The 21,359-nt window shown below is 65.4% G+C and carries 20 protein-coding genes and 1 tRNA gene; 9 read left to right on the top strand and 12 right to left on the bottom strand.

What is annotated here, in order from left to right:
• The first annotated feature begins 21 nt into the window (after positions 1 to 21).
• On the top strand, positions 22 to 837 hold the full coding sequence (gene map, locus ACSQ76_RS04240; RefSeq protein WP_437155589.1) for a type I methionyl aminopeptidase: 816 nt from the start codon (positions 22 to 24) through the stop codon (positions 835 to 837).
• 513 nt (positions 838 to 1,350) lie between these two features.
• Here map and ACSQ76_RS04235 read toward each other — a convergent pair.
• From ACSQ76_RS04235 to ileS, 4 genes are read right to left on the bottom strand one after another with little or no spacing between them, the layout of a single operon-like run.
• Positions 1,351 to 1,926 carry a benzoate/H(+) symporter BenE family transporter gene (locus ACSQ76_RS04235; RefSeq protein WP_437155588.1) on the bottom strand — a complete coding sequence of 192 codons (576 nt, stop codon included), beginning with the start codon at positions 1,924 to 1,926 and terminating at the stop codon, positions 1,351 to 1,353.
• Complete coding sequence (locus ACSQ76_RS04230; RefSeq protein WP_437155587.1) at positions 1,923 to 2,501, bottom strand: benzoate/H(+) symporter BenE family transporter; 579 nt, start codon at positions 2,499 to 2,501, stop codon at positions 1,923 to 1,925. Before ACSQ76_RS04230 ends, ACSQ76_RS04235 begins: the two co-directional genes overlap by 4 nt.
• A complete protein-coding gene (locus tag ACSQ76_RS04225; protein WP_437155586.1) occupies positions 2,501 to 2,737 on the bottom strand; it encodes a DUF3253 domain-containing protein in 237 nt (78 codons plus the stop codon). The genes ACSQ76_RS04230 and ACSQ76_RS04225 overlap by 1 nt, the downstream gene beginning before the upstream one ends.
• Positions 2,738 to 2,764: 27 nt before the next feature.
• Positions 2,765 to 5,752, bottom strand: coding sequence for an isoleucine--tRNA ligase (ileS, locus tag ACSQ76_RS04220; protein ID WP_437155585.1), 2,988 nt, complete (start codon positions 5,750 to 5,752; stop codon positions 2,765 to 2,767).
• 424 nt (positions 5,753 to 6,176) lie between these two features.
• Between ileS and ACSQ76_RS04215 the strand changes: the two genes are divergently transcribed.
• Entirely contained in the window at positions 6,177 to 6,596 is a 420-nt protein-coding gene (locus tag ACSQ76_RS04215) for a group III truncated hemoglobin (protein ID WP_306130467.1), read from the top strand.
• Positions 6,597 to 6,710: 114 nt separating this feature from the next.
• Here the strand turns inward: ACSQ76_RS04215 and ACSQ76_RS04210 are convergent, their stop codons facing one another.
• Genes ACSQ76_RS04210 through ACSQ76_RS04200 form a run of 3 tightly spaced genes read right to left on the bottom strand, consistent with a single transcriptional unit; the run spans position 6,711 to position 9,561 of the window.
• A complete protein-coding gene (locus ACSQ76_RS04210) occupies positions 6,711 to 7,718 on the bottom strand; it encodes a YcjF family protein (protein ID WP_437155584.1) in 1,008 nt (335 codons plus the stop codon).
• A complete protein-coding gene (locus ACSQ76_RS04205; RefSeq protein WP_437155583.1) occupies positions 7,715 to 8,140 on the bottom strand; it encodes a GNAT family N-acetyltransferase in 426 nt (141 codons plus the stop codon). The genes ACSQ76_RS04210 and ACSQ76_RS04205 overlap by 4 nt, the downstream gene beginning before the upstream one ends.
• The gene (locus ACSQ76_RS04200) at positions 8,137 to 9,561 is read right to left on the bottom strand and encodes a YcjX family protein (RefSeq protein ID WP_437155582.1); all 1,425 of its coding nucleotides are present in this window, start codon (positions 9,559 to 9,561) and stop codon (positions 8,137 to 8,139) included. The genes ACSQ76_RS04205 and ACSQ76_RS04200 overlap by 4 nt, the downstream gene beginning before the upstream one ends.
• Before the next feature lie 106 nt (positions 9,562 to 9,667).
• On the opposite strand from ACSQ76_RS04200, the gene truA reads away from it, so the two are divergent.
• On the top strand, positions 9,668 to 10,435 hold the full coding sequence (truA, locus tag ACSQ76_RS04195; RefSeq protein WP_437155581.1) for a tRNA pseudouridine(38-40) synthase TruA: 768 nt from the start codon (positions 9,668 to 9,670) through the stop codon (positions 10,433 to 10,435).
• Between the two features lie 48 nt (positions 10,436 to 10,483).
• Positions 10,484 to 10,560: transfer RNA gene (locus ACSQ76_RS04190), tRNA-Arg, on the top strand.
• Positions 10,561 to 10,634: 74 nt separating this feature from the next.
• On the opposite strand, the gene ACSQ76_RS04185 is transcribed toward ACSQ76_RS04190, so the two are convergent.
• The 4 genes from ACSQ76_RS04185 to ACSQ76_RS04170 all read right to left on the bottom strand — a co-directional run bounded on the left by ACSQ76_RS04185 (position 10,635) and on the right by ACSQ76_RS04170 (position 15,682).
• Complete coding sequence (locus tag ACSQ76_RS04185; protein ID WP_437155580.1) at positions 10,635 to 12,833, bottom strand: molybdopterin cofactor-binding domain-containing protein; 2,199 nt, start codon at positions 12,831 to 12,833, stop codon at positions 10,635 to 10,637.
• Between the two features lies 1 nt (position 12,834).
• Positions 12,835 to 13,293 carry a (2Fe-2S)-binding protein gene (locus ACSQ76_RS04180; RefSeq protein ID WP_306130473.1) on the bottom strand — a complete coding sequence of 153 codons (459 nt, stop codon included), beginning with the start codon at positions 13,291 to 13,293 and terminating at the stop codon, positions 12,835 to 12,837.
• A 159-nt stretch (positions 13,294 to 13,452) separates the two neighbouring features.
• Positions 13,453 to 14,706 (bottom strand): NAD(P)/FAD-dependent oxidoreductase, encoded by a 1,254-nt coding sequence (locus tag ACSQ76_RS04175; protein WP_437155579.1) that lies wholly within the window; start codon positions 14,704 to 14,706, stop codon positions 13,453 to 13,455.
• 31 nt (positions 14,707 to 14,737) lie between these two features.
• Positions 14,738 to 15,682, bottom strand: coding sequence for a GlxA family transcriptional regulator (locus ACSQ76_RS04170; protein WP_437155578.1), 945 nt, complete (start codon positions 15,680 to 15,682; stop codon positions 14,738 to 14,740).
• 75 nt (positions 15,683 to 15,757) lie between these two features.
• On the opposite strand from ACSQ76_RS04170, the gene ACSQ76_RS04165 reads away from it, so the two are divergent.
• Positions 15,758 to 16,669: a 3-keto-5-aminohexanoate cleavage protein gene (locus ACSQ76_RS04165; RefSeq protein WP_437155577.1), complete on the top strand. Its 912-nt coding sequence runs from the start codon at positions 15,758 to 15,760 to the stop codon at positions 16,667 to 16,669.
• Positions 16,670 to 16,745: 76 nt separating this feature from the next.
• A complete protein-coding gene (locus ACSQ76_RS04160) occupies positions 16,746 to 17,510 on the top strand; it encodes an SDR family oxidoreductase (RefSeq protein WP_437155576.1) in 765 nt (254 codons plus the stop codon).
• A 9-nt stretch (positions 17,511 to 17,519) separates the two neighbouring features.
• On the opposite strand, the gene ACSQ76_RS04155 is transcribed toward ACSQ76_RS04160, so the two are convergent.
• Positions 17,520 to 17,990, bottom strand: a complete 471-nt coding sequence (locus ACSQ76_RS04155; protein WP_437155575.1) for a DUF1203 domain-containing protein — start codon at positions 17,988 to 17,990, stop codon at positions 17,520 to 17,522.
• Between the two features lie 79 nt (positions 17,991 to 18,069).
• Between ACSQ76_RS04155 and ACSQ76_RS04150 the strand changes: the two genes are divergently transcribed.
• Genes ACSQ76_RS04150 through ACSQ76_RS04140 form a run of 3 tightly spaced genes read left to right on the top strand, consistent with a single transcriptional unit; the run spans position 18,070 to position 21,193 of the window.
• Positions 18,070 to 18,579 carry a hypothetical protein gene (locus ACSQ76_RS04150; protein ID WP_437155574.1) on the top strand — a complete coding sequence of 170 codons (510 nt, stop codon included), beginning with the start codon at positions 18,070 to 18,072 and terminating at the stop codon, positions 18,577 to 18,579.
• Positions 18,580 to 18,618: 39 nt separating this feature from the next.
• Positions 18,619 to 20,028: a carnitine 3-dehydrogenase gene (locus ACSQ76_RS04145; protein ID WP_437155573.1), complete on the top strand. Its 1,410-nt coding sequence runs from the start codon at positions 18,619 to 18,621 to the stop codon at positions 20,026 to 20,028.
• Between the two features lie 4 nt (positions 20,029 to 20,032).
• Complete coding sequence (locus ACSQ76_RS04140) at positions 20,033 to 21,193, top strand: acyl-CoA dehydrogenase family protein (protein WP_306130479.1); 1,161 nt, start codon at positions 20,033 to 20,035, stop codon at positions 21,191 to 21,193.
• Positions 21,194 to 21,359: the final 166 nt, after the last annotated feature.

Here is a 21,359-nt window from a genome sequence, read left to right as displayed (position 1 = left end):
TTGACTGACATGGACTCACACGTGAACGAACAGCACCGAGGCAGACTGACCCGCGACGGCATCCGCATCCACGAGAGGGCGGATTTTGCAGGCATGCACAAGGCCGGTGCACTGGCGGCCGAAATCCTGGACGAGGTCGCCGACCTGGTGGAGGTGGGCCAGACCACCGCCGTTCTGGACAAGTTCATCGAGGACAAGGTCACCGAGGCGGGCGCGAAATCCGCCACCATCGGTTACAAGGGCTACCAGCACGCCAGCTGCATCAGCGTCAATCACGTGGTCTGCCACGGCATCCCCGGCGACAAGAAGCTGAAGGACGGCGATATCCTGAACATCGACGTCACCGTGATCGTCGACGGCTGGTACGGCGACACCTCCCGCATGTACGTCGCGGGGCGGCGCAATCGCAAGATCGAGCGCCTGATCGAGGTCACCCATGACAGCCTGATGAAGGGGATCGAGGCGGTCAGGCCCGGCAACACCTTCGGCGATATCGGCCACGCCATCCAGACCTTCGTCGAAGGCCACCGCATGAGCGTGGTGCGCGATTTCTGCGGCCACGGTCTGGGCCGGGTGTTCCATGCCCCGCCCAACGTGCTGCATTACGGCCGCGAAGGCACCGGACCGACGCTAGAGGAAGGCATGTTCTTCACCATCGAACCGATGGTGAACCTCGGCCGCCCCGAAACCAAGGTGCTGTCCGACGACTGGACCGCCGTGACCCGCGACCGCTCGCTCTCGGCCCAGTTCGAGCATTCCATCGGCGTCACGGCAGAGGGGTGCGAGATCTTCACGCTGTCACCGGGCGGCCACTTCCACCCGACGTGGAGGGACTAGTCGAAGCGCAAGGCCTGCAAGGGCGGCTTTGACCCCATAATTGCCATAGTCACAAAGTGCTGGCGCGGAACAAGGGCGAAGCCCGCCGCGCATCGCCGGGCCGTCCCGTCACGCCAGAGGCGTGCCGACTATAGTTGGCGCACCTTTGGTGCGACGGCACGGCGATTTGGCAAGTGACGTGCCACGCTCTCAGGTCGGGTGTGCTTGGCCGGCATAAATTGCCCATCACCAACGTCGGTTCGCCGCACCACGGCCCGTCGATGCGCGTCTCCTCACCGTGCGAGAATAACGTCCGATTCGACCCGCAAAGCCGACATTCTTTTCACCCGCAACGCATGTCGGGATCGAGCCCTTGCAAGACACTGGTATCGCGCCCCCGGCCGGTTAACAGCCGCGCAGCGGCCCGGCCATCGTCAACCCCTCCCTCGGGCTGACGCTCGCCTCCGTTGTGCCTTGCATCAACGAATATCGAGTTTCGTAGGGTGGGTGAAAACCCACGCGCGACTCCACGGCCTACCCCTTCACCCACTTCACCACCTGCACCAGCCCTCCGGCCAACAGCCCCCAGACGGCCCCGCCCAGCCCGAACACCGTCACGCCCGAGGCCGTGACGACAAAGGTGATCACCGCCGCCTCGCGATACCCCGCATCCTCCAACGCGGCCGCGGTCGAATTGGCGAACACGCCCAGCAAGGCAACCCCCGCCACGCTGGCCATCACCATCGGGGGCGCAAGGCCCGCAAAGGCCGTGATCACGCCGGCAAACACCCCCAGCACGCAATAGAAGACCCCCGCCATCACCGCCGACCAATAGCGCTGCGCAGGGTCCGGATGGCTGTCCTCGTCCGCGCACATCGCCGCCGTGATCGCCGCAAGGCAGGTCTGCGGCGCGCCGCCGGGCGCCGACAGCACGCTGAACCCGCCCACCACGCTCAACAAGGGCCCCGGCTCCGGCGCATAGCCATGCGCCCGCAAGACCGCCAGCCCCGGCACGTTCTGCGTGGCCATCGTGACCACGTAGAGCGGCAGGCCGATCCCCAGGACGGCGGCCAGCGAAAACTCCGGCATCACGAACACCGGCACCGTCATCCACCCCCGGCATCGAACGCGCCGAGATCACCGTAGACCAGCACCGTGATCCCCGCCGCGGCCACGGCTCCCGGCACCGCCAACGACTTGTTGATCCGCCCCAGCAGGAACCACGCCGCCAGGATCGGCCCGATCACAACCGGCGTCTCGGCCACCGCCAGCACCGGCACCACCACCAGCGGCATCAGCACGCCCCCCAGCATCGCCTGCGCCAGCGGCGCCGGTATCGCAGCCGCCAGCCGCCCCAAAGGCCGCCAAAGCCCCGAGATCACCGTCAAAGCTCCCGCCACCAGGAACCCCGCCACCGCGCCGGCAAACCCCGCCTCCACAGGGGCCGTCACCGCCAACAGCGCCGCCCCAGGCGTCGACCACGCGACCGAGGCGGGCATCTTCGTCCACAGGCTCAGCACGATCCCCGCCAGCGCCATCGCCAGCGCCGCCGCCATCAGCCCCGACGCCGCCTGAGCGGGCGAGGCGCCCACGGCGGCCAATCCCTGCAGCACGATGGGAAAGGAACTGAAGAACCCGACCATGGCCACCACGAACCCGGTCGAAATCGTCTGGATGGGGGGCATCACGTCTCTCCTTCGGCCAATCCCAACCGGATCGGCCCCTTGGCCGCGACCGGATCTACGGCCTGGCCCTTCTGCGTCGCCACCAGCGGCAGCCCTGCTGCCACCTCACGCACCCGCGGCATCAATTTCCGCCAGTCACCCGACAACGCCCGCGCCGCCTCGGACGGGCAGAATGTGCCCGTCCCACGCGCCCGCGCCAGCCGCATCAGCACTTCGGCAATCTCGTCATCCGTCATGTCGTAGGGTGGGGTTTCACCCCACCGTCACCCCAACGCCGCATCACACCGCGCACAGGTCCCCGGATGCGTGTGCGTCCCCACATCCGGCAGGATCTTCCAGCAGCGCTGGCACTTCTCGCCCTCCGCGCGCTCGAAGACCACAGTCACGCCATCCACTTCCGGCAGCCGATACGCCTCCGCCGGGCTTGGATCGTCGGTCAGCCGGATATCGGAGGTGATGCAGATATCGTCGAAATTGACCGATTTCAGCACCTCCAGCGCCTCGGCATCCCGCACATGCACCACCGGCGCGGCCTCCAGGCTCGCCCCGATCACCTTGTCGGTCCGCTGCACCTCCAGCGCTGCCGTCACCACGCGCCGCGCCTGCCGCACCGTGGCCCATTTCGCCGCCAAGGGCTCGTTCAGCCATTCCTTCGGCGTCTCCGGGATATCCACCAGGTGCACCGAGCTGTCGTCCCCCGGGAACCGCTCCAGCCAGACCTCTTCCATGGTGAACACCAGCACCGGCGCCAGCCACGTGGTCAGGCGATGGAACAGGATATCCATCACCGTCCGCGCCGCCCGCCGCCGGGGCGTATCCCCGTCGCAATACAGCGCATCCTTGCGGATATCGAAGTAGAAGGCGCTCAATTCCACCGTGGCGAAGTTAAAGAGCGCCTGGAACACCCCCTGGAAATCATAGGCGGCATAACCCGTGCGCACCCGATGATCCAGTTCCGCCAGCCGGTGCAGCACCCAACGCTCCAGCTCCGGCATGTCCGCGGGCTCCACCCGGTCCGCGTCGCTGAAATGGCTCAGCGCCCCCAGCATAAAGCGCATCGTGTTGCGCAGCCGGCGGTAACTGTCGGCGGTCCCTTTCAGGATCTCCGGCCCGATCCGCTGGTCGTTGGTGTAATCCGTCTGCGCCACCCAAAGCCGCAGGATATCCGCGCCATACTGCTTGACCACTTCTTCGGGCACGATCGTGTTGCCGAGCGACTTGGACATCTTGTTGCCCTTCTCGTCCAGCGTGAACCCGTGGGTCAGCACACCGCGATAGGGCGCGCGGCCATTGGTGCCGCAGGATTGCAGCATGGACGAATGGAACCACCCCCGGTGCTGGTCCGTGCCTTCCAGGTACAGATCCGCCATCCCGTCCTCGGACCCGTCCGCGCGGTCGCGCAGAACGAACGCATGGGTCGAGCCGGAGTCGAACCAGACGTCGAGAATGTCGTCGACCTTCTCCCACTCGTTCGGGTCATAGTCATTGCCCAGGAACCGCTCCTTGGCCCCGTCCTTGTACCACGCATCCGCGCCTTCGGCCTCGAACGCCTCAAGAATGCGGGCATTGACCGCCTCATCCCGCAGCAGGAAGCCCTCGTCGGTGGGCATCGCGCCCTTCCTGACGAAGCAGGTCAGCGGCACACCCCAGGCCCGTTGCCGCGACAGAACCCAGTCGGGCCGCGATTCCATCATCGAATACAAACGGTTGCGCCCGGTCTTGGGCGTCCACTGCACCTTGTCGATCTCGGTCAAAGCACGCTGCCGGATCGTGGTGCCGCTTTCATCCTGCCCGTCGCCCACCTCGCGATCAATTGCGGCAAACCACTGCGGCGTGTTGCGATAGATCACCGGCGCCTTCGACCGCCACGAATGCGGATAGCTGTGCTTGATCTTGCCCCGCGCCAGCAGACCGCCCACCTCGACCAGCTTGTCGATGATCGCCTTGTTGGCGTTGCCCTCCTTGCCCTTGCGGTCCAGGATATAGGTCCCGCCAAAGAACGGCAGATCGGCGCGGAAACCGCCATCGTCCATCACGTTATAGGTGATGACTTCTTCCAGTTCGCCGCGAGCGCGGAAAAGCTCGTATTCCTCCATCCCGTGCGACGGTGCGCAATGAACAAAGCCTGTACCTTCCTCGTCGGTGACGAAGTCTGCAGGAAGAAACTTCCGAGGTTCGTCCCAGTAGCCCTCTGATTTTTCAGCTCCCGCAAGCGGGTGAGAAATTGACAGGCTAGCAAGCTCTTCCTGACTTACGCTTCTCACCCGCGTCCACTGATCATCATTCAGCCGCGCCCGCCCCATGACGTCGCGGGCCAGCTTGTCGGCCAGGATGAACCTGTCGCCCACATTGGCCCAACATTCGTCCGGCGTGCCCGTGACCTCGTAAAGGCCATAGGCGATGTCCTCACCGTAAACCACCGCCTTGTTCGACGGCATGGTCCAGGGTGTTGTGGTCCAGATAACAACGAATGCCCCTTGCGCCGACTCGACTTCTTCCCCAGTCGAAAGAACGATTTTGTCTGTCGTTTTCCCCTCACCAGGAAAATTGATAAAGTCAGTGGTATATACGTCGACAACCTCAAACTTCACCCAAACCGTAAAGCTCTCCTTGTCGTGGTACTCCACCTCCGCCTCGGCCAGCGCGGTCTTCTCCACCGGCGACCACATCACCGGCTTGGAGCCCTGATACAAAGTCCCGTTCATCAGGAATTTCTGGAATTCCTCCGCAATGATCCGCTCGGCGCGAAAATCCATCGTCAGGTAGGGCTTTTCCCACTTGCCGGTCACGCCCAGCCGCTTGAACTCGTCGCGCTGGATGTCGATCCAGCCTTCGGCGAACTTGCGGCATTCGGCGCGGAAATCGACGATATCCACGGCGTCCTTGTTCTGGCCCTTCTTGCGGTACTCTTCCTCGATCTTCCATTCGATCGGCAACCCGTGACAATCCCAGCCGGGGATATACCGCGCATCGCGCCCCATCATCTGCTGGGACCGCACCACCATGTCCTTCAGGATCTTGTTCAGCGCGTGGCCGATATGCAGGTGCCCGTTGGCGTAAGGGGGGCCATCATGCAGGGTAAACGGCTGGCGCGTCTCGCCTGTCGCCTTCTCGCGCAGGCGGTCATAGACCTTCAGGCCGTTCCACCGCTCCAGCCACTCGGGCTCGCGTTTCGGCAGGCCCGCGCGCATCGGGAAATCGGTCTGGGGCAGGTTCAGCGTGTCTTTGTAATCGGGTGTGTCAGAACACATCTGTGACGTCCTTTGTCACTGGCATTTCAATCTCTGGGTGGGGGCGGCGCGGTGCGTCCATACGCCTTGTCCCGGCGGCTCGTCTGTTTCAGAGCGCCGGGCATGTAATTCGAATGATGATCGCAAAGCGGGTCATGATGGGGGGCGTTATAGGTGCGCGCGTTCCAAGGAGCAAGCCGTAGAACCCGGGCTCACCACCCGCGCCAAGACTTTTCAGAAAAGTCTTGGCAAAAGCCTTCTCAAGGCTTTTGCAACGCCCGCCACGTTAACCCGCCGGATCGGCAAAATCCACACCGTCGGCACACCACCCAAATACCGACGCGATACCGGCGTGCCGATTTCCGGCTATCCGGCGGCGTTAACCATGTTTCCCGAATCGTGTTTGCCATTGCATCCGGCCCATCCAACGGCCAGATTCGAGGCCATGACACCGGCCCTGCCCCCCCGTTTCGAGATCACCCGCGCCGAGATCGAACGCGTCGTGGCGGCCTTCTATGCCGCCTGCCGCGCCCACCCTGGGCTGGCCCCGGTCTTCGCCGCGCATGTCACCGACTGGCCCGCGCACGAGGCGCGCGTCAGCGATTTCTGGGCCAACACGATCCTGCACGAGCGGTGCTACGTGGGCAATGCAATGCAGGCCCATGTGCAGGCGGGCAATGTCAAGCCGGGCATGTTCTCGACATGGCTCGACCTCTTCGACACCACGCTGCAATCCGAGCTTTCCCCGACCAAGGCCGCCGCCTGGTCGGCGCTCGCCCACCGCATCGGCCAGACCCTGCGCGCAGGCGTCGTGAACCGCGAGACCCTGCCCGGCGGCATCCCGAAGCTGGGCAACCCGTTCTGACGCACGGCCCCGCGACCGGACGTTAACGATTTCGCGCTAATTTGGGCAAAACGGCGAGGCTCCACCTGCCTTGGGGCGAAAATACCGACGCACCGAGCGAAAATTGCCGGTCGTTTACCCTTTGTTAACCCCGCTGAAGAGCCCGGTCAGCGCCCGCTGCACCATCCGCGTCACCGAGGGGCGCTTGCCCGCCCGAAACGGCAAGGGACGGCAGACTTCCATCGCCGCCACGCCCACCCGTGCGGTCAGCGCGCCGTTCACGATCCCCTCGCCGAACCGGCGCGACACCTTGGACAAAAGGCTCCCCCCGGCGACCGAGCCAATCAGGTCGTCGCCCACCGCCACGGCGCCCGTGGCCACAAGATGCGTCATCACCGCACGGGCCAGCCGCCAGCTGCCCAGCGTGCCCGACCGCCCGCCATAGATCTCGGCGATGCGCCGGATCATCCGCAGGTTCGACGTCAGCGCCGCGATCACGTCGGCAAAGGCCAGCGGCACCACCGCCGTCACCGTCGCCACCTGCCGTGCGGCGGCCTCGATCTCGCGCGCCGCGGCCCGGTCCAGCGGCGCCAGAAGTTCCGTCTCGGCCAGCCCCAGCAGGCTGGCGGCATCCATCTGCTCGGGGCCATAGTCGCGCAGCCGATCGCGGCCCCAGCTGGTATCGTCGCGGCCCGCGTAAAGCTGCGTAAGGTCCCGCACCACGCCCCGCGCCTGCTTCAGGTCCGCCCCCGCCAGCGCCGCATCGGCCTCGCGGTGCAGCGTGTCGATCCGCGCCAGCCTGGAAAAGGCCGCCAGTTCGCGGGTCGCGATGATCAGGCAGACAAGGGCGAACGCCGCGATCAGGGCCGTGACGGCATAGCCCAGCACCACGTTCCGGGCCAGCAGAGCCATCACGAAATCCCACGCGGCAAAGGAAATCACCGCCCCCAGGATCGACAGCAGCAAGCCCCAGAACCACCGCGCCAGGCGCGACGGTTTCCTGGCCGCCAGCGTCGCCACGGTCTGCATCGCGCGGCCCTCGGGATGACCGCCCATCACGGGGTCCGGCACCGGCGGCGCCATGTCGGGTCGCGGGCTGTCGCCGCCCTCTTCGATGTCGATCAGAACCGGCCGTTTGCTCATGACTCCACCCTGCGTTCCGGCGGCCAGACCATCAGGATCTCGGGCCGCCCCTCGTCATTTTTCGCACCATCGGCCCGTGTCTTTTCGGCAAAGCCGTGCCGGCGGTAGAACCGCCGCCCCCCGGTGTTTTCCTCTGCAACCCAGAGGTTTAGCCGCTCGTGCTGTTCCTGGGCATCATGCAACAGAACGCGCCCCAGCCCGCGCCTCTGCGCCCGCGGATGCACGTAAAGTGCATGCAACTCGGCTCCGCGGCAGAGGCTGAAGCCAGCGATCCCCATGCCATCCGCCACGGCCCGGACACAACCCTGCCGCGTCACGCGCAGCATGATCCTCAGGTCATCCCACCAATGCCCGGTTCGATGCTGCCACAAGACGCCCAAAAGGCCCGGCACATGCTTCAAACGTGCATCGAAAGGGGTCATAACCGATCCCCGATCAGGAACTGCGTTGCCCGATCCAGCCGGATATGCGGCGGGCCTTCCCCACGCTTCAGCGTCAGGCGCGCGGGGGCGAAATTCATCACCTCGTACTCGGCCTCCAGCCACGCCTCGGCCCCGTCCCGCGCGGGGCCCAACAGGTGCGCCGGGTCCTCCGGCAAGGCACCGGGATAGAACGCTGCCTGTTTGCCGCGCCCACCCTCGGGCGTCATCAGCGTGCCACGCACGCAATCCAAGGTTTGCCCGTCATGCTCCCGCGTTTCCTCGGTCGTGGCCCTGAGCGCGGCGATCGCCATCCCCGCCGTCTCGGCCCCGGCAAAGGCGGCCCGGTCCCGCGCATCGCGCATCAGCGCCTCGATGATCGCCGTCAGCGCGCCGTGCTGGGTATGGTGCAGGTGATCGGCCTTGGTCGCCGCGAACAGGATCTTCTCGACCCGCTGCCCGATCAGAAGCCTGGACAGAAAGGCATTCCGCCCCGGCCGGAACGCCCCCAGGATTTCGGCCATCGCGCGGCGCAGGTCCTCGACCGCCTGCGGGCCGTTGTGAATGGCACCCAGCGCGTCGACCAGCACGATCTGGCGGTCGATCCGGGAAAAATGGTCGCGGAAGAAGGGTTTGACGACCTTGGATTTATAGGCCTCGAACCGCCGTTCCATCTCGCGCCAGAGCGACCGCCGCGGCGGGCTGTCGGGCGCGGGCAGCGGGGCGAAGGTCAGCACCGGAGACCCCGCAAGATCGCCCGGCAGCAGGAAGCGCCCGGGCGTGCAATCCGACAACCCCGCCGCGCGCGCCGCGTTCAGGTAGGCGGTGAAGGCCTCGGCCAGCGACTGCGCAACCGGCTCGTCCAGCTTGGCCGAGGCATCAACCTCGCGGGCCAAGGCAAGAAAGCCCTGTGCCTGCTCGCGACGTCCCAACCGGTCCAGCGTTTCGGCGGACCAGTCCGCATAGCTCTTGTCCATCAGGCCCAGATCAAGCAACCACTCGCCGGGGTAATCCACGATGTCCAGATGCACCGTGCGCGGCCCCTGCAACCCGGCCAGCAACCCCGAGGGGCGCACCCGCAGCGAAAGGCGCAATTCCGACACCGAGCGCGTGCTGTCGGGCCAATGCGGCACCTCGGCGGTCAGCGCCCCCAGGTGTTTCTCATACTCGAACCGGGGCAGCGTATCGTCGGGTTGCGGCTGCAAATAGGCCGCCGAAATGCGCCCTTCGGCGGCGGCGACCAGCCCCGGCATTCGCCCGCGATCCATCAGGTTGGCCACCAGTGACGTGATGAACACCGTCTTGCCCGCGCGGCTCAGCCCCGTGACACCCAGCCGGATCACCGGTTCCATGAACGCGCCCGACAGCGTGTCCCCCACGCGCTCCACGCCGCGTGTCAGCCCATCTGCGATATCCGAAAGCACCGAACTGCCCCTCTCTCTGTCCTCAAGATAGGCCGCGCACCCGACATGTGCCAGAGGGGAGCGTTGGGGGATTGTTCCCCGTCCCGACCCGCGCTAAGGGCTTTTCATGCCCCGCTATGCATTGAAAGTCGAATATCACGGCGCACCCTTCGCTGGCTGGCAGCGACAGGCCGACCAGCCTTCGGTGCAAGGCGCGATCGAGGATGCGCTGGCCCGGCTGGAGCCGGGTCCGCACACGATTGCGGCAGCAGGGCGCACAGACGCGGGCGTCCACGGGCTGGCACAGGTGGCACAATGCGACATGACCAAGGCGTGGGACCCCTTTCGCCTGTCCGAGGCGCTGAACTATCACCTGAAGCCGCTTCCGGTCGCGATTCTTGCCTGTGCGCGGGTGGACGACGACTGGCACGCGCGGTTCTCGGCCGTGGAACGGCGCTATCTTTTCCGCCTGCTGATCCGCCGCGCGCCGGCGACGCATGACAAGGGGCTGGTCTGGCGTGTCCAGACCCCGCTGGATGTCGACGCGATGCGCGAGGGGGCGGCGCATCTTGTCGGGCATCACGATTTCACCACCTTCCGCTCGACCATCTGCCAGGCAAAAAGCCCGGTCAAGACATTGGACGAGATAGATATTTCATGTATGGAATGCTTGGGCGGTCCAGAGATCCACTTTCGTCTGCGCGCCCGGTCTTTCCTGCACAACCAGGTGCGCAGCATCGTCGGCACGCTGGAACGCGTCGGCGCCGGAGCCTGGTCACCAGATCAGGTCAAAGCCGCGCTCGACGCCCGTAACCGCGCCGCTTGCGGCCCGGTTTGCCCGCCGCAGGGGCTGTACCTTGCCGGCGTTGGCTATCCCGACGACCCGTTCGCGTGATTTCGCCTTTGAATTCGCGCCCGCGCTTGGGTAAGGCTTTTGCCAAGCGGTCCCGTAGCTCAACTGGATAGAGCAGCTGACTTCTAATCAGCAGGTTCGGGGTTCGAGTCCTCGCGGGATCGCCAGAAGCTCCATCGCAGCTGCCGGACCGAAAAAAGGGGCGTTGCCGCCCCTTCTTCCAAGTCTCGAGCAACTGGCCTCAGGCCAGGCCGTGCTGCGACATCGGCAGGCTGCGCACCCGCTCGCCCGTTGCCTTGTACACCGCATTGGCCACGGCAGGGCCTATGGGCGGCGTACCCGGTTCGCCGATGCCGGTGGGCGCTTCGGTCGAGGGCACGATATGCACCTCCACCTCCGGCATGTCCGAGATGCGCAGCGGCGTGTAGTCGGGGAAGTTGAACTGATCCACCTCGCCATCCGTGAGGGTGATCTGCTCGCGCAGGATTGACGACAGGCCGTACCCCAAGGCGCCCTCGACCTGCGCCACGATATTGTCGGGGTTGATCGGAACACCGCAATCCACGCCGCATGTCACTTTCTCGACCTTGATCGTGCCGTCTTCGCGCAGTCGCACGTCGGCCACTTCGGCCACGTAGCTGCCAAAACTCTTGTGCACGGCGATCCCGCGATGCGTGCCCTCCGGCCCGGTCTCTCCGGCTCTCTCGACCGCCAGCTGAAGCACGCCGGCCAGCCGCGCGTCCTCGCCCAGATAGGATAGGCGGAACTCCACCGGGTCACGCCCTGCGGCCTCCGCCAGTTCGTCCATCATGGTTTCCATGACATAGGCCGTATGCGTGTGCCCGACCGAGCGCCACCACAGGACCGGCACGCCGACATCTGGGTGATGCACATCGACCGTGAGGTCCGGGATGGCATAGGGCGTCGGGTGAATACCCTCGATGGTGGTGTCGTCGACCCCTTCCTTGACCATGTACTGTTCGAACGGCGTGCCCTTTGCGATGCTCTGGCTGACGATGCGGTGCTCCCAGCCCGAGATGTTGCCGTCGGCATCGAGGCCAGCACGCACCCGGTGCATCGTCAGGGGGCGATAGTAGCCGCCCTTGATGTCGTCCTCGCGGGTATAGACCAGCTTGATGGGTCGCGCCTCATGCCCGGCGTCCCGCCAGGCCTTGCCGATGGTGGCGGCCTCGGCAACCAGATGCGCATCACCGGTGGCACGCCGCCCGAAAGAGCCGCCGCCCCACTTGGTATGGACCTGCACCTGCCCCATCTCGAGCCCGAGAACCGAGGCCGCGGTGCCATGATCCACGGTCTGCAATTGCGAGCCGCCCCAGAACTGCGCCGAACTGCCGTCATAAAGCACGGTCATGTCCAGCGGCTCCATCGGAGCGTGGGCAAGGTAGGGAAAGACGTAATCCGCCTCGATGACTTTCTCGGCCTGCTCCAGCTTGGCCGCGGCGTCGCCCTTTGGCCCCGCCGGGTTTCCGGGCTTGTCCAGAAGCGCGCGGAACTCTTCCATCAGCGCATCGGTGCCACGGGTCTCGCCCGAGCCTTCGGTCCATTCGAGCGTCAGCGCGTCCCGCGCCTGCATCGCTTTCCACGTGGTGTCGGCCACCACGACGACGCCTTGCGGGATTTCCAGCACGTCATGCACGCCGTCCATCGCTTTCGCGTCGGCCGCGTCCACCGAGGCCAGGGTTGCGCCGAACCGCGGCGGCCGGGCCGTTACGGCAACCAGCCCACCCTCGGGCTGCTGGTCGATCCCGAACATGCCGACGCTGCCTTGCGTCTTTTGCGGCACCTCCACGCGGGCAAAGGACTTGCCGATATAGACCCAATCCTCGGTTGCCTTCAGCGCAACATCCTCGGGCGGTTGCTGGCCGGCCGCGAGGCTCGCCATCTCGCCGAAAGTGACAGTGTTTTCGCCAACCGAAAGTTTGCCCTCGGAAACGGCGATCTCGGAGGCATCGACGCCCCACTCGGCTGCCGCCGCATTGACCAGCATCGCCCGGACGGTCGCGCCGGCCTTGCGGTACTGCTCCCACGAATTGGGCATTGCGGTAGACCCGCCGGTACCCTGCACGCCAAACGCGGTGTTGGCGTAAAGCTCGGGGTTGGACGGCGCGAAATCGGTGATGATCTGGTCGATCGAGGCATCCAGTTCCTCGGCCACCAGCGTGGCAAGACCCGACGCCGTGCCCTGCCCCATATCGAGGTGCTTGCTGAGTACCAGAACGGTGTTGTCGGGCATGACATGCACGAACGGCGTCACCAACACGTCGCCCTCGGCACCGGACTGAGCCAGACCACGCACCGGCACGGCAGCCCCAAGCAGCAGACCACCGGCGGCACCGGCCGACAGTGTCAGGAATCCGCGCCGCGTCGTCTCCAGCGTTTTGGTTGCCGGCATCAGGTCGCGTTTGTCGATCAGTCTCATCTTACGCCTCCATGATTTCTGCGGCCCGGTGGATAGCCTTGCGGATACGGGCATAGGACGCACAGCGGCAGAGGTTGCCGTCCATCGCCGTGTCGATATCGTCGTCAGTGGGTTTGGGCGTTTCGGCCAGCAGCGCCGAGGCCGACATGATCTGCCCCGATTGGCAATAGCCGCATTGCGGCACCTGAAGCTCGACCCAGGCTTTCTGGATAGCCTTGGCGGCCTTGCTTTCGACGCCTTCGATCGTGGTAATGGCCGCCCCGTCCAGATCGCCCAGGTAGGTCTGGCAGGACCGCGTCGGCACGCCGTCGATATGCACAGTGCACGCCCCGCAAGCGGCCACGCCGCAGCCGAATTTCGTGCCTGTCATCTTGAGTTCATCGCGCAGCGCCCAAAGCAGGGGCATATCCGGACTTGCGTCGACTTCCGTTTCTTTTCCGTTGAGTGTGAATGAAATCATGTCTGGCTCCTATCCCTGTTGGCAGTCGCTGGAACGTCAAACGGTCGTGAGGTCCGCGCCGTGATTGCCGCAGTCTAGAAGTTAGGACGGAGCGGCAAAAGCCGATAAGCCGGCAGTTTCTGCACAGACGCGCGTTCATATCCGCACAGCTTTTCGGCTTCAGCAACTGAAACGCTCGGGCGCGAAGGGGCCGACGTCGATATTGGGCCGCCTGCCCGAGATCATCTGCGCCAGGATACGGCCCGTCTTGGGGCCCGCGGTCAGGCCGACGTGGTCGTGGCCGAACCCGGTGTAGACCCCAGAAATCCCCGGCACGGGCCCGATCATGGGAAGAGAATCCGCCATCGCCGGCCTGTGACCCATCCATCGGGTCGTTTCCTTCCATTCCAGTCCCGGCAAAGCCTTCTTCAGATGGCGCAGGAACATGCGGTACGGCGCCTCGGGCGGTGGCGCATCGAAACCGCCGTAGCCCACCATCCCGGCCAGTCGGATGCGCCCCTCCATCGGTGTGATGACGAACTTGCCCGCCGCGAACATCAACGGCGCACGCGGGGTCTGTGACGGGTCCCACAACTCGATATGAAAACCGCTTTCGGGGTGTAGGGGAACGACGAGCCCCAAGGATCGGGTCAATTCCTTGGACCATGCCCCGGCCGCGACAACCACCGTGTCGCAAGGCAGGGTGTCGCCATCGAGGCGCAGTCCCCGAACCTGTCCATCCTTGCGTACGATCCCTTTTGCCTCGCTCCGGACGAATTTGGCGCCAAGGCCTTCGGCCGCAGCCGCAAGCGCTTTGACATAGGCGCCGGGATCGGAAATACGTCCGTGGTTCGGCATTCTGACGGCGCACCCGATCGCGTCGCCAAAGATCGGGTCGTAGCTTCTGAACGCGGTGCGATCCATCACCGAGAAATCGAAGCCTTGTGCCGTGCGCAGGTCCCACGAAAAACGGTCGGCCTCGAACCCAGACCGATCCGCATAGCCGTAGACATAATCACAGGGCAGCACGTATTTCTCGGCGGGCGTTCCAGAGGCCAGCGCCTGGTGGTCGGCAAGGCTGTCGCCGATCAGTGGCAGGATCGCGTCGGCACGTTTTCGTGCCGCTTCCGCTGACGCATGGCGCAAATACCGAAACAGCCATGGGGCCAGAGCCGGAAGATGTCGCATCCGCAGATACAGTGGTTCGCGCGGATCCAACGCCATGCGCGGCGCCTTGCGCAGCAGCCCCGGCCCCGGCACGGGCAACGTGGCTGCGGAGGCCAGCAGCCCCGCGTTTCCAAAGCTTGTCGCCTCTCCCGGTCCGGCCCTGTCGACCAGCGTGACCTGCTGCCCCTCCCGCGCCAGCCATAGCGCGGTTGACACGCCGACGATGCCGGCGCCGATTACGGCCACATTTCGGGGAATGCTTGTCATGGGCGCAGCTTTAGCGGCGCTCGCAAGGCTGTCAATGGCGCCGCAGTTCGCGCGGTGTCGTCCCGTATTGCCGCCGGATGGCGCGGGTCATGGCGGCCGGAGAATCATAGCCGCAGCGCACTGCGATCTCGGCGACCCCCAGGGTGCTGTCCTCGATGAACTTGCGTGCCGCGGCGAGCCGAAGATGCCGATAGACCTTACCCGGCGGCGCGCCCAACCGGGCCCGGAACCGCCGGTCGAGCGTGCGCGGCTGACAGGACAGGCGCTGTGCAAGCTGTTGCACGGAAATGGGGTTCTCGATCGTATCCCGCATGAGCTGCAACCCCTTGCGGACCAGCGGATCCGTGACTTGGGTCGCGCGGCCTCCACCCACGGGCGGGTCGCCTTGCAGGAACAGCGCCTCGACATCCAAACGGGCCGACATTCCAAGATGCTGGGCGATCAGATCCAGCGTCAGGCCCAATGCCGACATGGCCCCTGCGCATGTGATCACGTTGCCGTCGGTCAGAACGTGCGCGCGCTCCGCCTCGACCGCCAGAAACCGTTCGGTAAACGCATCCAGCACGTCCCAATGTACCGTCGCGCGCTTTCCATCGAGCAGACCGGCCGACGCCAGCAGCCAGGGACCTGTATCCAGTCCCACGACCCGGTTGGTGTGCCGCACGGCATCGCGGAGTTGCCGGCGGGTCCGCGGGGTGTCATGTGCCTCGTGACCATAACTGGCGAGCACGAAGAGGTAATCGACCTTCGCCATCTGCGACACCGCGCTTTTTGCAATCATCTCGATGTCGCTGGAAGATCGCGTCGGGGCGCCGTCGAGGCTCAGCACCGTCCACTCGAACACGGTACTTACCCCAAGCGAATTGGCCGCGCGCAAGGGTTCGATGCAGTTGGCCAGGCACAAGTTGGAAAAACGATCGAAAAGCAGAAAGCCTATCCGTGTACGCGGCGCAGATGATTTTGTCCATTCCGGCATGATTTTTGACTATTATTGCAATATTTTCGAGGTATCCAGCGCACTATGCTGTCGGCACCGAAAGAGGAGCCTGCAATGCCACTTGCCATGAACCGAGAGGTGTTCATCACCTGTGCCGTAACGGGCTCGGGCGGAACCCAAGACAAGAGTCCGCATGTACCGCGCAGCCCGAAAGCGATTGCCGAAAGTGCCATCGCCGCGGCCAGGGCCGGGGCGGCGGTGGTGCATTGTCACGTTCGGGATCCCGAGACCGGTGTGCCATCGCGGGACGTGAAGATGTTCCGCGAGGTGACCGAGCGGATCCGCGATTCCGAGGTCGACGTTGTGCTGAACCTGACCGCCGGAATGGGCGGGGACATGGTGTTCGGCGATGTCGAAAGCCCGCTGCCGCTGAATGAGGCCGGAACCGACATGATCGGCGCGACCGAGCGGGTGGCGCATGTGGCCGAATGCCGCCCGGAGATCTGCACGCTGGATTGCGGCACGATGAACTTTGCCGAGGCCGACTACGTCATGACCAACACGCCGGGCATGTTGACGGCGATGGGCCGGATGATGACGGAACTGGGCGTGAAGCCCGAGATCGAGGCCTTCGACACGGGACATTTGTGGTATGCGAAACAACTGGTTAGCGACGGCGTGCTGGACAGCCCCGCGCTGGTGCAGCTGTGCATGGGCGTGCCGTGGGGCGCGCCGGATGACCTGAACACCTTCATGGCGATGGTCAACAACATCCCCGACGACTGGCACTTCAGCGCGTTCGGACTGGGGCGCAACCAGATGCCTTACGTCGCCGCCTCGGTGCTGGCGGGGGGCAACGTGCGCGTCGGGCTGGAGGACAACCTGATGCTGGACAAGGGCGTGCTGGCCACCAACGAACAGCTTGTCGCGCGGGCGCGCGAGATTATCGAGCGGCTGGGCGCCCGCGTGATCGGGCCCGAGGACGTGCGCAAGAAGCTGGGGCTGACAAAGCGGGCGCCGGTCTGAAAATGGCTGTCGGTATCGCGTCGGTATTTGGGTGGCATCGCGTCGGTGTCGTTTGCGCCTGCCGGACAACCCGGCCATGAGCCGCCGCGTGGTCATCACCGCCGGGGCCTCGGGCATCGGCAAGCGGCTGACCGAGCGGTTCCTGGCCGAGGGCGACCGCGTGGCGATCTGCGACGCCGACCCGGTGGCGGTGGCCGCTGTGGCCGAGGCCAACCCGTCGCTGATCGCGCATGAGGCCGATGTCACCAACGAAGCCGAGATGGACGCTTTCCTCGGCCAGGTCGAAGGCGAATGGGGCGGGGCCGACGTGGTCTGCGCCAATGCCGGGACGGGCGGTCAGGCGGGACTGATCGAGGACCTGGACTATGACGCGTGGCAGCAGTGCATCGCGGTCAACCTGCACGGCTCGTTCCTGACCTGCCGCTGGGCCGCGCGGGTGATGCGGGCGCAGGGCGCGGGGCTGATCGTGCTGACGACCTCGACAGCGGGGCAATGGGGCTATCCCTATCGCTCGCCCTATTCCTCGGCCAAATGGGCGCTGGTGGGCCTGACCAAGACACTGGCGATGGAGCTGGGCCCGGCGGGCGTGCGGGTGAACGCCATCGCCCCCGGCGCGGTGGAAGGCGACCGGATGGATCGCGTCGTGGCAATGGAGGCCGCCGCCAGCGGCAAGACCGAGGACGAAGTGCGCGCGCAATACGTCAGGGGCGTCAGCCTGCGCAGTTGGGTCACCGCCGATGACCTTGCCGACATGGTGCTGTTTCTCGCATCGCCGGGCGCGTCCAAGATATCGGGGCAGGTGATGGCGGTGGACGGCCACACCGAAACGCTGGTGCCATGACCATGTGCCCTATCCGGACCGCACCACGCGGCACAGGAAGCAGTTGTTCGACGCGCTGCGAATATCGACGAACGCGATCTGCGGGTTCTCCAGCAGCCGTGTTGCGTAGGCCCGGATATCCGGTGTCGGCGTCACCTGCCCCGTGCCGGGGCATATCCGTTCGTCCGCCGTGTAGCCCCGGACGATATAGGCCGGTGCCGCAAGCATCGGCGGCAACGCGTCTGACCGCGAGGCCGCCTCGCAGTCTTCGGCACACAGGAAGATCGGCCCGGTCTCGGTGTATGGGTTCAGCCCCCGGAACGGCCGCCATGCCAACACGAGATAACGCTGCCCGTCCGGAACGTTCCGCAGGCAGTGACGGCAAGGGACTCCCACGCCGTCGGACACCAGCGCCGCGATGGGCTGACTGTAAATGTCGCGCAGGGTTCCGCGCAGGTGCCGCACCTGATCGGTCGGCAGAGGTTGAAACTGGATGCTCATCATGTGTCTCCTTTACCAAGGGCAGTCTTGCCACGTTCGGCGGGCCGAACGACCCGGATTTTGCGGAAAGGAACGCGCGATGCTGAGATACGTGACCGGAGCAGGCATCGGCTTGCTGATGCTGGCGGGCTGCGCGAACGGGCCCATGGCCCCGGACAGATCATTCCGCGACACGGGTCAGCCACTGTCGGTGACGACGCGCGGCAACGGGATGCAGGATATGGGCGGGCCGTGGTTCGTGCGCGGGTATTTTCCCGGCGATGGCGGGCTGGCGATGGTGACCCTTGTGCCGGACCTGCGCGGACAGCAGGCGGTGGAGTTCCGCACCGAGGCCTGCCTTTTGTCCGGCGACTGCGAGACGGACACCGAGATATGGCTTGCCAAACCGCTGGGGCAGAACCGCTGGCAACTGAATCGCGAGGGCGAAGCGCCGCGGCAGATGTGGGTCGTGTGGGTGGATGACGATTTCCGCACGGCGGCGATCAGGGACGCCCGATGGCAGCTATGGCTGGATCCTCGACCGTCGCCCCGAAGGCGGGGCGGACCGGCTGCGGGCGGCGGCGGAGATCCTGAATTTCAACGGCTATGACACCTCGCGGATCAAGCTGAGATGACGAAGGGAACGACGATGACGAAAAGGGCGGCAATCATCGGTGGCGGCGTGATCGGCGGCGGCTGGGCCGCGCGGTTCCTGCTGAACGGCTGGGATGTGGCCGTGTTCGACCCCGACCCGCAAGCCGAGCGCAAGGTGGGCGAGGTTCTGGACAATGCGCGCGGCGCGTTGCCGATGCTCTATGACTGTGCCCTGCCCGCCGAGGGCAAGCTGAGCTTTCACGGCTCGATTGCCGAGGCGGTCGAGGGCGCGGACTGGATCCAGGAAAGTGTGAGCGAGCGGCTGGACCTGAAGCACAAGGTCTTTGCCGAGATTCAGGCCGCGGCACCCGGCGTGCCCATTGGCTCGTCGACCAGCGGCTTCAAACCGTCCGAATTGCAGGACGGTGCTGCCGATCCGTCGACCATCATGGTCACGCACCCGTTCAACCCGGTCTACCTGCTGCCGCTGATCGAGGTGGTGCCGTCCGAGGCCACGGCGCCCGCGATGGTCGAGGCGGCCAAGGCGGTGCTGACCGAGGTGGGGCTTTATCCGCTGCATGTGCGCAAGGAGATCGACGCGCATATCGCGGACCGCTTTCTAGAGGCCGTCTGGCGCGAGGCGCTATGGCTGGTCAAGGACGGGATCGCCACGACCGAGGAGATCGACAACGCCATCCGCTATGGATTTGGTCTGCGCTGGGGGCAGATGGGACTGTTCGAGACCTACCGCGTGGCCGGCGGCGAGGCCGGGATGCGGCACTTCATGGCGCAGTTCGGCCCGGCGCTCAGCTGGCCGTGGACCAAGCTGATGGACGTGCCCGAATTCACGCCCGAACTGGTGGACCTGATCGCGGACCAGTCCGACGCGCAGTCCGGGCACCTCACGATCCGTGAACTGGAACGCAAGCGCGACCGCAACCTGATCGCCATGATGCGCGCACTGAAACAACAGGGCAACGCGGCGGGCCGTCTTATCGCCAACCATCAGCGCATGCTGATGCAAACCCCGGCCGAGGCGGTGCCGCTGGTCAGCCAGGACCGCATCGTGCCGGTCGACTGGACCGACATCAACGGCCACATGAACGAGGGCCGCTACGGCCAGATCTTCAGCGATGCCGCCGAGGGCGTGATGGCGGTTGCGGGCGCCGACGAACGCTATGTGACAGAGCGGGGCCTCAGCTATTTCACCGTCGAGACCACGATCAAGTACCTGGCTGAGACCCATGCCGGTGAAGCCGTGATCGTGGAAAGCCGCGTGACCGAAGGCGGCGGCAAGAAGCTGCGCTGTTTCCACGAAATGAAGCGCAAGAGCGACGGCGAAGTCATGGCCACCTGCGACCAGCTGATGCTGCATGTGAGCCTGGAGACCCGGCGCACCTGTGAGCCGCCCGAGGATGTGGCGGACAAGGTGGCGGCGCTGGTCGCCCTGCACGCAAAGGAGTGAGACCATGCATTTCGGATTGACGGACGAGCAGGAAATGATCGTGTCGACGGTGCGCAGCTTCGTCGAAAACGAAATCTATCCTCACGAGGAACTGGTCGAGCGCACCGGAGAGGTTGCGCCGGAAGTGGCCCGCGAGATCAAGCGCAAGTGCATGGATCTTGGCTTTTACGCCTGCAACTTTCCCGAGGAGGTTGGCGGCGCGGGCCTTGGCCATGTGGATTTCGCGCTGGTCGAGCGGGAACTGGGGCGCGGATCCATGGCGCTGACGCATTTCTTCGGTCGGCCGCAGAACATCCTGATGGCCTGCGAGGGCGAGCAGCGCGAACGCTATCTGCTGCCTGCGGTACGGGGCGAGCGGATGGATGCGCTGGCGATGACCGAGCCCGATGCCGGGTCGGACGTGCGGGGGATGAAGTGCTTTGCCAGGCGCGACGGTGGCGACTGGGTGGTGAACGGCACCAAGCATTTCATCTCGGGCGCGGATCATGCCGATTTCATCATCGTCTTCATCGCCACGGGCGAGGACGACACCCCGAAAGGCCCCAAGAAGCGCATCACCGCCTTCCTGGTGGATCGCGGCACGCCGGGCTTTACCATCCGCGACGGCTACAAGTCGGTCAGCCACCGGGGCTACAAGAACATGATCCTCGAGTTCGACGACTGCCGCCTGCCCGATGCCCAGGTGCTGGGCGAGGTCGATGGCGGGTTCGCGGTGATGAACGAATGGCTTTACGCCACTCGGATCACAGTGGCGACGATGAGCGTGGGGCGCGCGCGGCGGGTCTTCGACTATGCCCTGAACTACGCCGCCGAGCGCCGCCAGTTCGGCCAGCGTATCGGCAAATTCCAGGGTGTGAGTTTCCAGGTCGCCGACATGATCACCGAGATCGACGCCGCCGACTGGCTGACGCTCGCCTCGGCCTGGCGGCTGGACCAGGGCCTGCCGGCGAACCGCGAGATCGCCTCGGCCAAGCTTTATGCCAGCGAGATGCTGGCGCGGGTGACGGACGCTACGTTGCAGATCTTCGGCGGCATGGGGCTGATGGACGACTTCCCCATCGAGCGGTTCTGGCGTGACGCGCGGGTCGAGCGGATCTGGGACGGGACCTCGGAAATCCAGCGCCATATCATCAGCCGCGAGCTTTTGCGGCCCCTGGGGGCGTAAGAGATTAATGCCTTCGGCGAGGATATTTACGGCCAGAGGAAAAGGGGGGAGCCTGCAAAGCTCCCCCCGGGAAAAGGCGTCGCCTCTTCCCCTGGCACGGTCATCGGCGTCCCCGCCTGTACCGCACATGCAGTGTGGCAAACCTCGGTTAATAGTCCGTAACTTC

Origin of the sequence: Roseovarius sp. B08 (assembly GCF_051417955.1) — a bacterium.
In the GTDB taxonomy this organism is placed as follows: Bacteria; Pseudomonadota; Alphaproteobacteria; order Rhodobacterales; family Rhodobacteraceae; genus Roseovarius.
This window is presented reverse-complemented; position numbering and strand designations above follow the sequence as displayed.

Excerpts from the sequence above, each read along its gene's own strand:
- ACSQ76_RS04235 (WP_437155588.1), bottom strand. The coding sequence starts at position 1,926 with ATGACGGTGCCGGTGTTCGTGATGCCGGAGTTTTCGCTGGCCGCCGTC.
- ACSQ76_RS04230 (WP_437155587.1), bottom strand. The coding sequence starts at position 2,501 with ATGCCCCCCATCCAGACGATTTCGACCGGGTTCGTGGTGGCCATGGTC.
- ACSQ76_RS04225 (WP_437155586.1), bottom strand. The coding sequence starts at position 2,737 with ATGACGGATGACGAGATTGCCGAAGTGCTGATGCGGCTGGCGCGGGCG.
- ileS (WP_437155585.1), bottom strand. The coding sequence starts at position 5,752 with ATGTGTTCTGACACACCCGATTACAAAGACACGCTGAACCTGCCCCAG.
- ACSQ76_RS04215 (WP_306130467.1), top strand. The coding sequence starts at position 6,177 with ATGACACCGGCCCTGCCCCCCCGTTTCGAGATCACCCGCGCCGAGATC.
- ACSQ76_RS04210 (WP_437155584.1), bottom strand. The coding sequence starts at position 7,718 with ATGAGCAAACGGCCGGTTCTGATCGACATCGAAGAGGGCGGCGACAGC.
- ACSQ76_RS04205 (WP_437155583.1), bottom strand. The coding sequence starts at position 8,140 with ATGACCCCTTTCGATGCACGTTTGAAGCATGTGCCGGGCCTTTTGGGC.
- truA (WP_437155581.1), top strand. The coding sequence starts at position 9,668 with ATGCCCCGCTATGCATTGAAAGTCGAATATCACGGCGCACCCTTCGCT.
- ACSQ76_RS04185 (WP_437155580.1), bottom strand. The coding sequence starts at position 12,833 with ATGAGACTGATCGACAAACGCGACCTGATGCCGGCAACCAAAACGCTG.
- ACSQ76_RS04180 (WP_306130473.1), bottom strand. The coding sequence starts at position 13,293 with ATGATTTCATTCACACTCAACGGAAAAGAAACGGAAGTCGACGCAAGT.
- ACSQ76_RS04175 (WP_437155579.1), bottom strand. The coding sequence starts at position 14,706 with ATGACAAGCATTCCCCGAAATGTGGCCGTAATCGGCGCCGGCATCGTC.
- ACSQ76_RS04170 (WP_437155578.1), bottom strand. The coding sequence starts at position 15,682 with ATGCCGGAATGGACAAAATCATCTGCGCCGCGTACACGGATAGGCTTT.
- ACSQ76_RS04165 (WP_437155577.1), top strand. The coding sequence starts at position 15,758 with ATGCCACTTGCCATGAACCGAGAGGTGTTCATCACCTGTGCCGTAACG.
- ACSQ76_RS04160 (WP_437155576.1), top strand. The coding sequence starts at position 16,746 with ATGAGCCGCCGCGTGGTCATCACCGCCGGGGCCTCGGGCATCGGCAAG.
- ACSQ76_RS04155 (WP_437155575.1), bottom strand. The coding sequence starts at position 17,990 with ATGAGCATCCAGTTTCAACCTCTGCCGACCGATCAGGTGCGGCACCTG.
- ACSQ76_RS04150 (WP_437155574.1), top strand. The coding sequence starts at position 18,070 with ATGCTGAGATACGTGACCGGAGCAGGCATCGGCTTGCTGATGCTGGCG.
- ACSQ76_RS04145 (WP_437155573.1), top strand. The coding sequence starts at position 18,619 with ATGACGAAAAGGGCGGCAATCATCGGTGGCGGCGTGATCGGCGGCGGC.
- ACSQ76_RS04140 (WP_306130479.1), top strand. The coding sequence starts at position 20,033 with ATGCATTTCGGATTGACGGACGAGCAGGAAATGATCGTGTCGACGGTG.